Here is a 16676-nt window from a genome sequence, read left to right as displayed (position 1 = left end):
ATCTCAAAGTTTAGAGATAACTTTAATGGCGTTGCACAATCAGGAATGATGAAATCTGAAAGTAGATATATATTTTTGGATAATTCTTTCCTCAATATATATACAGTTTAAAATCTATTATCATTCTTTAATGTGCAACCCCACTTTAATAATTAGACAGGGCAGTAAGAGCAAATTAAAATTATTAAAAAAAAGGTAAAGTGTCAACTTAAACCTAATGCTCAATGCCCTATCATTGGGTATTTATTTAATTGAATTAATCACCCAAATTGTGAGCTTTAACAAAGAGCAATTACTGAAATTTATCGAATGTTCTCAATTTATATACTGACTTACAATGAAGAAATAGATATCGCTGCTTGTATTGAGTCAGCAATGCTGTCAGATGACATTATGATAGTTGATTCCTTTAGTAGTGATCGGACTGTAGAAATAGCTCAATCTTATCCTGTAAAAATAGTCCAACATAAATTTGAAAGCCATGGACGACAGCGAACATGGATGTTACAGGAAGTTCCGGCCAAATATGAGTGGGTTTATATCCTAGAAGCGGATGAACGGATGACCCCAGAGCTATTTAACGAATGCCTAAAAACAATCCAAAGTCAAGAATACATAGGGTATTACGTTGCAGAAAGAGTCTTATTTATGGGCAGTTGGATTCGTCACAGCACTCAATATCCCCGATACCAGATGCGGCTATTTCGTAAGGATAAAGTTTGGTTTAGTGACTATGGTCACACAGAAAGAGAAGAGTGTAATGGCCCTACAAGTTTTTTGCAAGAAACTTATCCTCATTATACCTGTAGTAAAGGTATTTCCCGTTGGATAGAAAAGCACAATCGTTATTCTACAGATGAAGCTAAGGAAACAGTTAAACAACTAGAAACAGGAAGTGTATCTTGGAAAAATCTATTTTTTGGTGCTTCTGAAGTAGAGAGAAGACGCGCTCTGAAAGACTTTTCCCTGCGCTTACCCTTCAGACCAATAATTCGCTTCATATATATGTATATTTTTCTCAAAGGATGTCTTGATGGCCAAGCTGGATTAGCTTGGTGTACCTTGCAAGCTTTCTACGAATATCTCATACTAATTAAAGTCTGGGAAATGAAAAATATGCCTGTACCATCATTAAATTCAACTATTGATGCTAATTCGCCAAAATTAGAAATAGAGGCGCAAGGATGAAATATAGGTTTAAAAGTAGTTTTACCAACAAAGGTCGATTGACAGTTATTAATTTGTTAACAACAGCCAACAAATACTAATAATTACGGCTGAAAAAGGATCTGGTTTAGGTGAAAAACTAGGCTATTGATTAATGGGTAATGGATAATGAATAATGGATAATTACCTGGTGCTTAAAACCAAGAAGATAGAAGAAAAGGAAATATCCTATTACTTTTCTTCTCTTGAAATAGAAGGGAATAAAGTTGAATTGATTAATTATCAATTATCCATTATCTATTGGTAAACAGCCTCGATCCTAATTGGTTCCCTCTAGGCTAGTCAAGTAATTACTTCTTACTCCTATTTTTTCCAATGCCGATAATCAAGGTGAAAAAAAGAAGAGCATCTGTCAGAAAATCTAGCAGATTATCAAGAGATATTCCTTTAGTAGATTAATTCTACTCTGCATTATTAACAAATGTCTCGCGAAATTCTATAGGCTGATTCATAGCTGAAAAAAAGTACAGGTAAATTCCAAGTTCATCATCAAAAATACTCCCAGTTACAACTGCAAATCTACATCATAAATCTGAGTAAATAAAATATGCACCTAAGTGAACTTACTCATCCTAACCAGTTACACGGTCTTTCAATTCATCAACTAGAAGAAATTGCTAGACAAATACGAGAAAAACATCTAGAAACAGTCGCCACAAGTGGAGGCCATCTAGGTCCAGGGTTAGGAGTTGTAGAACTTACATTGGGTCTCTACCAAACTCTCGATCTAGATCGGGACAAAGTTCTTTGGGATGTAGGCCACCAAGCTTATCCCCATAAACTTATTACAGGTCGATATAACAATTTTCATACCCTGCGACAAAAAGATGGGGTTGCAGGTTATTTAAAACGTTGTGAAAATAAATTTGACCATTTCGGCGCTGGCCATGCTTCTACCAGTATCTCCGCTGGTTTAGGAATGGCATTAGCTAGAGATATGAAAGGAGATAACTTCAAAGTAGTTTCCATTATTGGGGATGGTGCTTTGACTGGTGGTATGGCTTTAGAAGCTATTAACCATGCAGGTCACTTACCCAAAACTAATATATTGGTTGTGCTAAACGATAATGAGATGTCCATCTCTCCCAATGTAGGTGCGATTTCTCGTTATCTCAACAAAATGCGTTTATCCCCACCGATGCAGTTTCTGAAGGATAATCTTGAGGAACAATTCAAACATATTCCTTTTGTTGGTGAAACCTTTACACCAGAAATGGAACGCCTCAAAGAAGGGATGAAACGTTTGGCAGTGTCAAAAGTAGGGGCCGTAATTGAAGAATTGGGCTTTACCTACATGGGTCCTGTTGATGGGCATAATTTGGAAGAACTAATTACAACTTTCCAACAAGCGCATCAAATTCATGGACCAGTGTTAGTTCATGTGTCCACAACTAAGGGTAAAGGATACGCAGTTGCTGAAGAGGATCAAGTTGGCTATCATGCTCAAAATCCATTCAATTTAGCTACAGGTAAAGCCTTACCTGCAAATAAGCCAAAGCCTCCCAAGTATTCTAAAGTTTTTGCCCATACTTTGGTGAAGCTTGCAGAAGATAACCCGAAAATTATGGGTATTACTGCTGCTATGGCAACTGGTACAGGTTTGGATAAACTTCATGCTAAATTGCCGAAACAATATATAGATGTTGGTATTGCTGAACAACACGCTGTAACTTTGGCAGCAGGTTTAGCTTGTGAAGGAATGCGACCTGTGGTTGGTATTTACTCAACTTTCTTGCAACGAGCTTATGACCAAATTATCCATGATGTCTGTATTCAGAAGTTGCCTGTTTTCTTCTGTTTAGACCGCGCTGGAATTGTGGGTGCAGATGGTCCGACTCACCAGGGAATGTATGATATTTCCTATTTACGTTGTATCCCCAATATGGTAGTTATGGCGCCTAAAGATGAGGGTGAGTTACAACGGATGTTGGTTACGGGTATTGAGTATACGGATGGAGCGATCGCTATGCGTTATCCTCGTGGTAATGGTTATGGTGTACCTCTGATGGAAGAGGGTTGGGAAGCTATTCCTATTGGTAAGGCTGAAATTCTGCGCAATGGTGATGATGTACTGATATTGGGTTATGGTTCTATGGTACATCCGGCTATGCAAACTGCAGAAATTCTCAGTGAGCATGGTGTTAGTGCGACTGTGGTAAATGCTCGTTTTGTCAAGCCTTTGGATACTGAATTAATTCTACCTCTGGCACAACGTATTGGTCAGGTTGTGACTATGGAGGAAGGCTGTTTGATGGGTGGTTTTGGTTCAGCAGTTACGGAAGCATTGATGGATAATAATGTGCTTGTACCTGTGTTACGTTTGGGTGTACCTGATAAGTTGGTAGATCATGCTAAACCTGATGAGTCGAAAGCTGATTTGGGTTTGACTCCTTCTCAAATGGCAGAACGTATTTTACAGAGTTTTAAGCCTAAGTTATCCACTGTTAAGGTTTAATGTTTTTGTGGGAAATTCTGGAATAGATTTTTCTGCAAAATAAATGTAGAGATGTTCTATGGAACGTCTCTACAAAAGGATAGAAGGATAGTTAGTTGAAATTTATTTAATGATAACTTTCTAAGGACGTTGCATACAACTACTTTGTAATCTACTAATTATTGTTAAATATTTCTTGTATTTTTTATCTACTCATCATACCTCATTGTTTCTGAAAGATTTTTTGATTGCTGCTTGTGCTGTTCTATTACTTTATCCCAATTAATATTCTGCACTATTTCTGAAAGATTTTTTGATTGCTGCTTGTTCTGTTCTATTACTCTATCTAAATTAATATTCTGCATTATTTCTGAAAGATTTTTTGATTGCTGCTTGTTCTGTTCTATTGTTTTACCTAATAAAGTAGTATCAGGTTTATCAGCAGATTCAGTATCAGCAATTTGATTAGTTTCTTCAATTGAACGAGGATTAATATCAAGCTTAAATTTATCTTTAGCATATTCAAGAAAACTCTCTGGTCTATACATCCAAAATAGTTGTTTGACATTTTCTTGAAACTCATGTCTCAATTCTCTGTGAGGCATATAGCCGTTTTTCTTGTTCCACCAATCTTCTTTCTTATCCCCAGTAATAAAAATTATAGGTAGAGAATTTTCCTTAGCAAAATCTAAAATTTGTTTCCACAGGATAAAATCTCCGTACCGTTTTTTACCTTCTTTGTCTTTGTCTTCAAAACCAGGAGGTATTAATTTATTAAATCTAGTCTCACCTTCCTGGTGTAATTTTTCTAAAGTTTTCTCATCATAGGGTTTCCTACCTTTGAATCAAACAGCGAGAGTATTTTTTCCAGAATCTCATCTTCTAGAATTTTATCTTCATCAGTATGAGGTAAATAATGATTATTTTTTAGTGCTTCTATTTTTTCTCGAAAAACTCTTTCTACTCCATCAACTGCATCAAAATAACTTTTCTGTTCATCAAAAAGAGCTTTTATTTCCGAATAAATAAATTTTCCTACGTTTGAAATTCTACCTCCAAGGATATTAAAATTATTTCGTTCTTCTTTCCACTTCTCAAGTATTGATAGAGCTTCCTGAAAATATTTTTTCTCTTTATCTATAGTTTCCTCCCGATGCTCAAAAAATTCATCTGCTACTTGAGAAGGTAGCCAGATTATATCTTTGAGATATTCTAATATTCGGAAATAATCTGCGGATGTAGAACTTGATACCCGATAGAAATCTAATAAAAAATTTGTATCGAAAACAAAAGTTGCTTTTTCCCATAATTCTGCAAACTCAGCTTGAGATAGAGGAAATTTCCAAAAGAATAAATTTTTCATTTTTTTTAGTTATCTTAGTCTAATAATTATATAAAGTATTATATGCAACGTTCCTACTTTGTGGTGTACTAATGATGAAAAGCGCTATAATTTTTTAATTGAGTATCTTTATTATATCTATCTTTGAGGATATGGTACAGTTATCAGATCAAATCTGCTGGCAATGAAAGTATTATCAGAAACCGGGTTTGTGGGAGTGTAGATGTTATACAATGGGGTATTTAAAACAAACCCGGTTTCTACGCTTTTTTATACCAAAACTACCGGATTTTATCTACAACCAAGATGCTTGTGTTACACTGAAAATAAATAATTATTATGCAAATAAATTATTCAGTTCTTCTTTACATTTATCCTCAAATTCAGGTTGAGTAATCACACCATTTTTTAATTCGGCAAAAACAGTCGATAAAATCTCATTTTGCTGCTGTAACTTTGACTCGAATTTACTTTCAAATTCAGCTTCAGTAAATGCACCTTCTTTTAATTCTTTACTCATATCTTTGAGAAACTTCTTTTGTTTACTTTTGAGTGAACGAAATAGCCAAGGTGCAATAAATTCTGATTGAATTTCTTGCCATATTCCTAGCTGATTTATCTGAGCATCAGCTTCTGCCAAAAACAACATAATTGCAATTTCTCTAGGACATTCACTAATATAATCATAATAAATTCGAGCCAACCCTTCCTGTACTAAAATGTACTGGACAAAAGTACCATCTACTAAATAAACTTCACCAAAACACCGAGGCGATCGCCCTGGTCGTTTTTCTTCTCCAGTAATTTTAACTTTGACTTTATTGCCACTTTTTTCAACTAATTCTTGGAGTCTATCTTTGCCTTTTTCTCCCCATTCAAATTGACTACGATATAGTTGATTTTCATTTTTACGATTCATTTTTTCTACTTGTGAATCTCCCCATCCTTTAGGAGTTTCTGGAGTATCAATATAAGCGAAACGGACGGTAATTTCTGCATCTGAATCATTAGCAACAACATCAAAAGTGTCGGCATCTGATACTTTCTTAACCGTGTAAGTTTTCAGGGAATCAAAATATGATGGAGCAGGTAGTTCAACCTGACCTAGGTGATTCAAAATATTGTTGATTATTTCTTTCATTGATAATTCAAAATTGCTAGATATTTACTAATTAATAATTGATAATTAATCGAATATAGGTTTAATAATATTTCCTTATATTCAATTCCGTTAAAGTTTTACATGAGGTAATTATCTATTATCAATTAATGAATAATAATACCATAAATAAACTGGCTATTTATTTATAGTTAAGATGTAATCAGATTTACAGCTGATAACTGGTAACTGATAACTAATAACTGAAATGACCCACTTAGTTACAGTCAAAATATTACTTTTGAGTTTTGACTTTCTTGCATTTTAAATTCTCAACTCCGCATCCCTTGGGGGTTGGGTTTGCAGACCAAACCCCTACAGTTTTTTCTCATCATTTACAGGACTTACGTATAGCCACTATATCTAGTAGGGGTTAACGGCCATTAACCCCTACAGGTGGTGTATATTTTCATGTTTTGCGTAAGTCCTGATTTAGTATTGCTATAGCTATTTGTCGTTAAAATGTAATCATATTTTCCCACTTATATCATGTTCGGTAGAACAGTTGTAATTAGTCTTGTAGTAAAGCTCTAGCCCTAATACTAATATTCTAAAGGCTAGAGCTTTACTACAAACAACAACTTTATAGTAAGTAATTATCCGAAGATGATATTAATCATAGTCAAAATATTACTTTTGACTTTTGACTTTTGACTTTTTAATTTTGACTTGATAAAATGTTTACCAATTTTTTCATCAAAAGACCAGTATTTGCCTCAGTGTGTTCCCTACTAATTATCTTAGTCGGATTAGTCGGTTATATCAACTTACCAGTACAAGAATTTCCCAGCATCGACCCCCCATTGGTCAGCGTACGAACCAACTACCCAGGAGCTAACCCAGAAGTAGTGGAAACAGAAGTAACAGAAATTCTGGAAGCAGAAATTAATGGTGTCGAAGGTGTTAAAACTCTGACATCGACTACCAGGGAAGGTTCAAGTTCCATAAACGTTCAATTTAAACTCAGTCGCGATATAGAAGCAGCAGCTCAAGATGTTCGTAGTCGTGTCTCCCGCGCAATGAGAAGACTTCCTGATGAAGTTGATGCACCAGTAGTTTCTAAACGAAGTAGCGATGAAGAAAGAATTATTTGGCTTGCTTTAACTGGGGAAAAGTATTCACCGTTGGAGTTAAGTAACTATGCAGATAAATTTCTCAAAAATGTCTTAGAAACTGTTGATGGGGTAGGTAGTATTTTAATTGGTGGCGAACGTCGCTACGCTATGCGACTATGGTTAAACCCTAGAAAAATGGCTGCTCGAAATATTACTGCTTTAGATGTTGAACAAGCTCTCAGAGAACAAAACGTAGAAATTCCCAGTGGTAGAATAGAAGGAAAATCTACAGAATATCCGATTCGTACTGTTGGTCGTCTGCAAACTCCCGAAGCTTATCAAAATCTGATTATCAGACGAAATGATGACAACTCTCTCACTAGATTAAGTGATATTGGGAGAGCAGAAATAGGAGCAGAGAGCGATCGCACCATTGCTCGCTACAATGGCAAACCAGCAATAGGTTTGGGAATTAGTAAAATTTCTGGGGCAAATATTATGGAAGTTGCCACAGGTGTCAAAACAAAGATGGCAGAATTATCTAAAGATTTTCCAGACGGAATGAAATACTACGTCAGTGTTGACTACTCAACATTTGTCGAAACTGCCATCAAAGAAGTCTGGAAAAGTTTACTATTAGCTATTTTGTTAGTTGTCTTAGTTATCTATGTATTTCTGAGAGATTGGCGAGCAACTCTCATCCCCACCATCACAATTCCTGTTTCCCTCATTGGTGCTTTTGGGGTAATGTTTTTCATGGGATTTTCCATCAACACCCTGACTCTATTTGCTCTGACACTATCAACAGGTTTAGTAGTAGATGACGCTATTGTAGTCTTAGAAAATATTGTCCGATATATTCAAGAGGAAGGCAAAACTCCGATGCAAGCAGCAATATTAGGAGTCCGGGAAGTAGTCTTTGCTGTCATTGCCACAACAGTTGTCTTAATTGCCGTATTTTTACCTGTGGGATTTTCTGGTGGGGGTGCAGGGCGAATATTTAATGAATTTGCCCTAACTCTTGCAGTGTCAGTAGTATTTTCCACCTTTGTTGCTTTAACATTAGCACCATCATTATCAGCGAGAATATTAAAAAGACAAGAATCAGGAGAAAAAAGAAATATTATCTCCCGCGTACTTGCCATTCCCTTAGATTTATTTGATTATGCTCTCAATCAAATTTCAGTAATATACGATCGCTCATTACGTCTATTAATGAGAGTGAAACCATTAGTAATTTTAGGATTTGTCGTATCTCTTTGGTTAATAGTTTGGTTATTCCAACAACTTCCCCAAGGATTTTTGCCTACAGAAGACCGGGGGCGGGTATTTGTTTCTGTCTCTGCACCACAAGGAGTAAGCGTTGAATATACAAATAACGTCATGCTTCAGGTAGAAGATAAACTCGCTCAAGTACCAGAAATGAGAGGTTATTTCACTCTTACCGGATTCGGTCGTTCAGCTCAAGCTAACCGAGCTTTTGCTTTCACCAATCTTAAACCTTGGTCAGAACGAACGAAACCAGAACAAGCACAACAAGAAGTTGTCAAACGCTTATTTGGAGCATTTGCACCTATTACAGATGCACGAGTATTTCCAATTAATCCAGGTTCGTTACCAGGTACAGGCCGTAGTCGCCCGGTGCAGTTTGTTTTGCAGGGAAATGATTTTCAAGAGTTAGCGCGAGTATCCCAAGAATTTAGTAATGAGGCGCAACAGTTACCCCAACTAGGTAATATTGACACAGACTTGAAAATTAATAAACCTGAGATAGTAGTAGAAATAAATCGTTCTCAAGCTGCTAATTTAGGAATATCGGTAGAGGATATTGCTCAGACATTACAAATCATGATGGGAGGGGAAGATATTACCAACTTTAACCAAGGAAACCAACGTTATGATGTAATTGTGCGAGCTGAGTCAGAGTTTCGGAATAATCTCCAAGATATTGACGACTTATATGTGCGAACCCAACAAGGGGAAATGATACCTTTGAGTAATGTAGTGACTGTGAAGACAAGCACAACTCCTCCTGAGATTAACCATTTTAACCGCTTTCGTTCGGCAACAATTACAGGAAGTCCGGCACCAGGAGTTAGTTTGGGTGATGCGTTGCAGGCGTTATCTGATTTAGCAGATAGAATTTTGCCTGCTGATATGCGGACAGCGCTCAAGGGTGAGTCAGCACAGTTTCGAGATGCTGGTCAAGCTACAGTATATCTTTTTGTGTTAGCGTTGATTTTTATTTTCTTGACATTAGCAGCTCAGTTTGAGAGTTATATCGATCCAGTGGTGATTTTGTTGGCGGTTCCGTTATCTTTGTTAGGTGCTTTTGGAACGTTGTGGTTAGCGCAGTTGGAGATTAATGTTTATAGTCGGATTGGGTTGATTATGTTAATTGGTTTGGCAACTAAAAATTCTATTTTGATTGTGGAATTTGCTAACCAATTGTTGGCAGAGGGAATGTCTATTACTAAAGCAGCAGTTGAAGCATCGCGGTTGCGGTTTCGTCCGATTTTGATGACGGCGTTTTCGACAATTTTCGGAGTAATGCCATTAGCTTTTGCTTCTGGTGCGGGTGCTGCGAGTCGGGTTTCCATTGGGATGTCGGTTATGGGTGGAATGTTGGTGTCTACAGTTTTGAGTTTGTATGTGGTGCCAGTGTTTTATGTAATAGCAAAGGGTCTGCAGTCGAGTTTATTTCGTAAGTCTGCTCAAGACATGGCAGAGGGTTATGAAATGGATGCAGCTTTTGAGGGGAATGGTTATGTTAACGGTAATGGCAATGGTAATGGTCATGTTAATGGTAACGGTAATGGGAAAAATGGTTATAGTGACAGTAAGTCTGAGGATGGTGTAGAAACAGTTAGACGAGGATAGTTTTTTTGTTAGAGGCGATCAAACCATAAAGTAGGAAAGTTCCATGGAACTTCCCTACAGAGTCATCATTTTTTTATGTAGTTCATTAACCTAAAAACTTTTGTAGTAAACCAACACAGCTAAAATGGTGCAATAGTAGGGGCGGGTTTTAGCTAAAATTTTAATGCTTACTCTAAGATTTACACCGAACCGCCCTAATGCACACCCATTAGTTCTGTCAGTCCATCAGAAACAACAAATACAATTATACCAGAAATAGAGATTAATGATCCATCAAGATTTACTCCTAGTGCTGAACCATTGTCTGTTCCAATTACAGAGGTAAATAATTCAGATAATATAATTCTACCTGAAAATTTACTAATTGATGAACCAACACTAGATATTTTTACAGATGAAACAGATGAATCGGTAGATCCTTTAACTGGCGAGGCAACGATTAATCAAGCTGTAATTGTTGATGCCCAGGAGGACGAGGGTCCAAATATTGTTACTGATGCAACTATACAAGCCAGCAACATTTTTTCAGATGCCTGGAATAGAATTCAGAATGTAGGTCAAGGAATTCAGAACACAGCTCAAGATATAGGTAATTTCTTATTTACTCCTGACCCCATTCCTAGAGCTGCTGCCCCATACTGGCTATTTAGCCAATCAAATCTGTGACAATCATGCCCAAGAAGCGCTACTTAGGAGTAATTTGTCGGACTTAACTTATGATCGCCCGGAGTTTTCAAAATTCAACCAAGTTTTTGATTTATTTGGGTTTGGGTTAATGGTTAGAGCTATGCTGCTAGTTAGAACTTATCCGCTGAGTCGGTTTGAATCTGAAGGTGCATTTAAGCGACGGTTAGGCTTTGGTCAAGAGGAAAGGTCAAGCGGTCAAGTTGAAAGCTTTAGTAGTTCAGGCTCAAGCCTAGCAAAATCCGAACTCTATAATTGGAGTCGGACGTCGGTAGGTAAGAAACGATTAATCTCCCAGGTTGGCTTAGAAATCCAGGCCAAGTTTGAAGAATATAAGGCTAAATTGAATAGTAAATCTGAAGGCCAAGAAAAAGAACAAACTGGAAAGTTTACCAACTTAGTCCATTCTCGAACTGTGGCCTTTATGTTGAGGCGGTTATTTCCTCTGCTGAAGTCTCACTGTATTGATTAAAAAACTAATTTGACTTTGTCAAGGAATAATTGATTCAGCTTCTGTAGTATTTTTACAGAGAAAAACAAGGTTAAGTCAAAAAAATTAGGAGATAATAAAAAAGATGATTGTAACTACAACTGATCGAATTGAAGGCACTGAAGTTCAAGAATATTTAGGAATTGTTACTGCTGAAGTAGTTTATGGTAGTAATGCTCTGAGAGATTTTTTTGCTGGAATTAGAGATATTATTGGAGGTCGTACTGGTAGTTATGAAGAAGTGTTTAAAAAGGGTCAGGAAGATGCGATCGCTGAACTGGAAAAGCGTGCTAGACGTATGGGTGCTGATGGAGTTGTGGGAATAGAAATAGATACAGGCACTATTAATGTGGATGAAAAAGGTGCATTGCTATTAATCACGGCAAGTGGAACAGCAGTCAAGTTGGTATAAGTCTTATCAGCTTAAGCGAGTGAAGTAGGGAACAGAAAACTTTGTTTGCAGTAGGTTCTCCTGATGTAACAGTAAATGCCGAAATACTCGAAAGTATTTCGGTCTTATAGAAGCCCTAAGCGTATCTTGGGAAAGTTGCGAGTTTTTGGCTCAGTCCTCAGTCCTCGTAGGGGCGTTTCATGTCGCGCAGCGAAACGGCCGTTAGCTTCGCATAACTATCGTTAACGCCCGTACAGAAGTCAGGAGATTAAGAAATACTCAGAGGGGAAAAAGGTAGAAAAATGCCTCCATCTCGCCACCCTCCCCACACTTCCCACACTTCCCACCCCCATCATGTATAAAAAAATAAATACCTTCAGGGGTTCTATAAAACCCCTAAGCGTATCTCCAGAAAATAGGTCTTGGTGGAGAATTAATTGATAAAAAATGGGTAATAATTGATTTGATGAGTAGGAAATATCTAATACACCCCATCTCCCCATCTCCCCTACTCTCCACACTCCCCTACTCCCCTACTCTCAATCTCTAATTTTAAATAGATCCCTTCAGGGGTTCTATAGTAGCTAGCAAGGGAAATCAAATGGGACTCATTGCCTTATTCACTTTTAGCCACCTCTGTCCTACATTTGAGAAATGGCAGATTTGTCCTCACTTCCCTATTGGACTCCTCTCCCTCGTCTCCCCTATCCTGTCAGGAATTTAAAGCATAGCCTTGCAGGAGAGGATTTGGGGGAGAGGTCTTAATTTCTGAAACTTACCCACATTTTTAAGCTAGATGCCCTACTACTTTATTATTGTAGCCAGTGTCGGCAAAAGGCATTTTATGGCCCAAAATAGTCTGAGCTTCTCCACGAGAATTCTTTTTCTCCTAGCTGAAACGCTGATTGCTGATTGCCATTTTAATGACCCATTTGGGCAAATTTCCTATTCTCTAATTTCCACTTTTCTCCCATTGATTATGATCGAACCCTAACTTGTGGTTTAAGAGCTAATTTATAAAGTAAATATTAAAAAGCTAAATTCTTTAATATAACTGAGTTTGGCGAGTTATTGTCTCAGAAAACCAATATCTCTGAAAACCATGTGAAATAAGAATTGGTAGTGCCTCAAGGAAGTGTGGGAAGTGTGGGAAGTGTAGTCCGGGTGGGAAGTGTGGGGAGACACTTGAAAGTAGGAGAAATAATTGTACCTGTATCTTTTTGGGAAGTGTCTGCCTTTCGTGCTAACTTTTTAGTCTCAAAGGCTGAAAAATTTGCACTTTTTTCGCGACCATGTGGGCACTCAACCTTTATATATCAGTGCTTTTAGATCATATTGGCCAGCCCTACGCGACTTATCCCACACTTTACTGATGCACAACCTAAGAATTTTAGGGAGGTTTATAAATCATCTCTAAGTAAATCGAACATTTGAGTGGATAAATTTGCTAGTTTTATGAAGTTTTGATGAAGTTTTTAGGGGTTTATCAAGTTTGCACAAACTTCATATACCATCCTGAATAAATTCATCTGCAATTCTTGACTCAAAAGAACTACAGGAATTTCAAAACACCGTGGTGAAATTTTTGTGCTTTATTCTTTTTACTTAAATTATACTACAAATACTTAAATTTTTAAGATGGCTTATTTCCTTTTTGCCGACATTTGCTACTTCAGAAATGGTAGTAAAGTCTGGTCGAAAACTGAATAAACGCACGGCTCGAAACAAGATATGCTCTCGTGGAGTCATTATAAGTTTCAGCAACATTTAATTCAGATGGCTAATCTACATAATGTTTTAGTAGTATCGTGTAATGAATCCTATACTTCAAAAACTTGCCCTGAATGCGGTCATGTTCACAAGCAACTAGGTGGAAATAAAAAGTTTCATTGCCCGAAATGTGGCTATAGTGCCCATAGGGATTGGAACGGCGCTCGTAATATTATGTTGCGAGCTTTGCAGCTCATCTGCAATCACTTTAATCGGTGATGCTATAAAAATTCAAGGTGAATAGCTTTGAGTAGGTTAAATGTTGCACAGGAAAAAAAGAAAATACAGATGAGTACAAATTTACAAAATTTTTGAATTATAACACTATACAGAATGGAAAAGTGGTCATAAGCTGTTAATAGAACCTTAACTTTTTCTATAGGAGCAAGTCCCAATGACTACTACCACAAAATTTAATCCCTATCTGATGGGTAATTTTGCCCCAGTCAGGAAAGAAATAACTGCCGACAACCTGGAAATTAAAGGCCAACTCCCTAGAGATTTGTCAGGAATGTATGTTAGAAATGGCCCAAATCCTCAATTCGCACCTCTAGGTAAATATGACTGGATGGATGGTGATGGAATGCTGCATGGGGTGAGAATTAGTGGTGGTAGGGCAGAATATCGAAACCGATATGTACGGACGGGAGGATTTGAAGTAGAAAAAGACTTGGGTCATGCTGTCTGGAGTGGTAGATTAGAACCGCCTCAAATAAATAATCCCTATGGTCCATATAAAAATGTGGCCAATAATGGGGTTACTTTTCACAATGGCAAGTTATTAGCTCTTTGGGAAGCAGGTTTACCTTATGAGGTTAGAGTTCCTAGTTTAGAAACAATTGCCCCCTATTTATGTGATGGTTACTTAGATTCTGCTTTCACTGCTCATCCAAAAGTTGACCCGATGACTGGAGAATTGATATTTTTTGGTTACGCTCTGGATGCGCCTCCTTATGTGAAATACGGTGTGATTTCTGGTAACGGGGAGCTATTGCAGACAGTACCTATTAATGTACCTGTGCCAAGTGGTCCTCACGATTTTGCCATCACAAAAAATTATACAATTTTGATGGATTTACCATTACGGTTCCGTCCACAACGAGAAGAACAAGGTTTGCCTGCTTGGATGTTTGAAACTGGAGTGCCCAGTCGTTTTGGTATCTTACCTCGGTATGGAAACAATGAAGATATTCGCTGGTTTGAAGCTCAACCTTGCTATATCAATCATATTCTTAATGCTTATGAATCTGGGGATGAAGTGGTATTGTATGGTTGTCGAATGAGTTCGACTCATTTGTATCCTGGTACTTTGAGAGACCCCGATGAGAATATTCCGCGAATCTATGGGTGGGCGTTTAATCTTAAGACTGGTAGTGTGAGAGAGGGAATGTTAGATAAGAGACCATCAGAATTTCCTTGTATTAATAATAGGTTTCTAGGTCGGGAAATGCGCTATGGTTACACTTCGAGAATGGCATCTTTGCGACCATTGTTTGATGGAATTATTAAATATGACTTCGGTACTGGTAGGTCGCTACCCCATGATTTTGGTGAAGGTCGTTATGGGGGTGCTGTGACGTTTGCACCCAGAATAGGTACTATTGATGAGGATGATGGTTGGTTGTTAACGTTTGTGTATGATGAGAAAGAGAAGCGTTCTGAATTATTGGTGATAGATGCTCAGGATATGAGGGGGGAACCTGTAGCGCGGGTGATTTTACCTCAGCGAGTACCTTATGGTTTTCATGGTACTTGGGTGTCTGAGATGCAGTTGATGGCAAATAGGTAACTAGCTATCAGGTTGTAGTATTTGTATCACAGGCAAGATGCCTGTGACAACTGTATATCACCTTTGATGAAATTCGCTGTAATATTTTACCCAGTTTATACCAAATTGATAAATGTTTGCTACAAATAGCTAGGGGATTTTTTAGGAGTCAGGAGTCGCACGGGAATGGCTTCGATACTATTTTTTAGCTTGGAAATTATCTTTTTTGTCAAAGGGATATTTTCTGTAAGGTCTTTTTATTGCTCTGATTATTCGTAACATTCTTTTTTCAAAATGGTATTATATACTTTATTTATAGCGTAATACGGCTCAGATAAAACTAAAACTCTTATAGTATAAGACTTTTAGAGTTGCTCTTAATATTTATAGAACTGCCAAGAAAAATTCTTAGCTGCCCTATAGACTCATCTATTTTCTTTCTTCTTCCTGTGACATTTTAATTAACAACTATATTGAGAAATTAATGAAATTTTTGAAAGAATATTTTGCTCCTTTATTTGATAGAAACTTAATGGCTACAGCGTTAAAAGTTATAGTAGTTGTGGGTTCTATTTTATACCAATTTGATAAATGTTTGCTACAAATAGTTAGGGTACTTCTTAGGAGTCATAATGAATAGGTTTTATCTAATTTTTTGTACTTTAAATTATCTTTTTCGTCAAATATAACTCCCCTATAAAATATTTTAATCCTGCTTATTATTCATAACATTCTTTTTTTAAATTGGTATTATTTATAATTAATCATGGTTCAGCTTTCATAATTATATAGAAACTTAATGGCTACAGCGTTAAAAGTTGCAGTAGTTGTGGGTTCTATTTTATTTATAATTAGGGCTTGCTGATTAAATATTAAAGCATTGACGGGTAAAGGTTTGAGCAATTTTAAGTCTGGAAAAAGTACCAGCTTTTTGGTTGATCAAGCAGAAATTGTGAGCATTTTGGGTAGATTATGGCAGAAAAACCAAAGGACTATTCTTCCTCCTGCCTCCTCTAGAATTCTCATTCCTCCTGACTCCTGTACGGGCCTTAGCGGAACTTTGCGTTAGCACATGGCCGTTTCGCTGCGCGACATGAAACGCCCCTATGACTCCTGACTCCTACCCTCACCCATAAGACTTTTTCAGCAAACCCTAATTAATCATGGTTCGGCTTTAATAAAAGGAAAAATGAATCGGGAACGTTTGATTTCTGGGTTGTTGACTTATTTGCTTCCTTATCCTGTTAATATTTATGGTCAATATGTAAGTCAAAAACGTCATAGTTATAGCGTTTTTCACAAAGGTAGACTACAAAACTTCTTCCTCTTCCTTCTTCCTTCTTCCTTCTTCCTTCTTTCTTCTTTCTTTCTTTAAACCCAAATCTCTGTACTCTAAAAAACATGAAAACTACTATAATTACAAATAACGGGACTTTAGTGAAAAAATAGTAAAAAAAAGGGTATAATATATATCTG

General features: G+C 37.1%; 12 protein-coding genes and 1 pseudogene. 9 read left to right on the top strand and 4 right to left on the bottom strand.

Annotated elements, in window-relative coordinates; translation table 11 throughout:
- Window positions 1–309: 309 nt before the first annotated feature.
- Both ACP6PK_RS25130 and dxs read left to right on the top strand, forming a co-directional pair.
- Window positions 310–1188 carry a glycosyltransferase family 2 protein gene (locus ACP6PK_RS25130; RefSeq protein WP_426563662.1) on the top strand — a complete coding sequence of 293 codons (879 nt, stop codon included), beginning with the start codon at window positions 310–312 and terminating at the stop codon, window positions 1186–1188.
- Window positions 1189–1774: 586 nt separating this feature from the next.
- Entirely contained in the window at window positions 1775–3682 is a 1908-nt protein-coding gene (dxs, locus tag ACP6PK_RS25125; RefSeq protein WP_426563660.1) for a 1-deoxy-D-xylulose-5-phosphate synthase, read from the top strand.
- 188 nt (window positions 3683–3870) lie between these two features.
- Here dxs and ACP6PK_RS25120 read toward each other — a convergent pair whose 3' ends face one another.
- From ACP6PK_RS25120 to ACP6PK_RS25110, 3 genes and pseudogenes are all read right to left on the bottom strand, one after another.
- A complete protein-coding gene (locus ACP6PK_RS25120) occupies window positions 3871–4266 on the bottom strand; it encodes a hypothetical protein (protein WP_426563682.1) in 396 nt (131 codons plus the stop codon).
- A gap of 63 nt (window positions 4267–4329) precedes the next feature.
- Window positions 4330–5024: pseudogene (locus ACP6PK_RS25115) on the bottom strand (PIN-like domain-containing protein); the annotation flags it as partial.
- Window positions 5025–5340: 316 nt separating this feature from the next.
- Window positions 5341–6144: a thermonuclease family protein gene (locus ACP6PK_RS25110; protein WP_426563658.1), complete on the bottom strand. Its 804-nt coding sequence runs from the start codon at window positions 6142–6144 to the stop codon at window positions 5341–5343.
- Between the two features lie 695 nt (window positions 6145–6839).
- Here ACP6PK_RS25110 and ACP6PK_RS25105 point away from each other — a divergent pair.
- The 7 genes from ACP6PK_RS25105 to ACP6PK_RS25075 all read left to right on the top strand — a co-directional run bounded on the left by ACP6PK_RS25105 (window position 6840) and on the right by ACP6PK_RS25075 (window position 15840).
- Window positions 6840–10097, top strand: coding sequence for an efflux RND transporter permease subunit (locus tag ACP6PK_RS25105; RefSeq protein WP_426563656.1), 3258 nt, complete (start codon window positions 6840–6842; stop codon window positions 10095–10097).
- Between the two features lie 300 nt (window positions 10098–10397).
- A complete protein-coding gene (locus ACP6PK_RS25100) occupies window positions 10398–10763 on the top strand; it encodes a hypothetical protein (protein ID WP_094673992.1) in 366 nt (121 codons plus the stop codon).
- Window positions 10764–10797: 34 nt separating this feature from the next.
- A complete protein-coding gene (locus ACP6PK_RS25095) occupies window positions 10798–11253 on the top strand; it encodes a transposase (RefSeq protein WP_094673993.1) in 456 nt (151 codons plus the stop codon).
- A gap of 103 nt (window positions 11254–11356) precedes the next feature.
- Complete coding sequence (locus tag ACP6PK_RS25090; protein ID WP_094673994.1) at window positions 11357–11683, top strand: YbjQ family protein; 327 nt, start codon at window positions 11357–11359, stop codon at window positions 11681–11683.
- Window positions 11684–13438: 1755 nt separating this feature from the next.
- A complete protein-coding gene (locus tag ACP6PK_RS25085; protein WP_426563653.1) occupies window positions 13439–13651 on the top strand; it encodes a zinc ribbon domain-containing protein in 213 nt (70 codons plus the stop codon).
- A 175-nt stretch (window positions 13652–13826) separates the two neighbouring features.
- A complete protein-coding gene (locus tag ACP6PK_RS25080) occupies window positions 13827–15221 on the top strand; it encodes a carotenoid oxygenase family protein (protein WP_426563651.1) in 1395 nt (464 codons plus the stop codon).
- Window positions 15222–15684: 463 nt separating this feature from the next.
- Window positions 15685–15840: a hypothetical protein gene (locus ACP6PK_RS25075; protein WP_426563649.1), complete on the top strand. Its 156-nt coding sequence runs from the start codon at window positions 15685–15687 to the stop codon at window positions 15838–15840.
- A 604-nt stretch (window positions 15841–16444) separates the two neighbouring features.
- Here the strand turns inward: ACP6PK_RS25075 and ACP6PK_RS25070 are convergent.
- Window positions 16445–16676: hypothetical protein (locus ACP6PK_RS25070; RefSeq protein WP_426563680.1), on the bottom strand; the 232-nt coding region annotated here is incomplete at its 5' end.

The organism is Dapis hubbardiae BLCC-M172, assembly GCF_050016015.1.
Taxonomy (GTDB): Bacteria; Cyanobacteriota; Cyanobacteriia; order Cyanobacteriales; family Microcoleaceae; genus Trichodesmium.
This window is presented reverse-complemented; position numbering and strand designations above follow the sequence as displayed.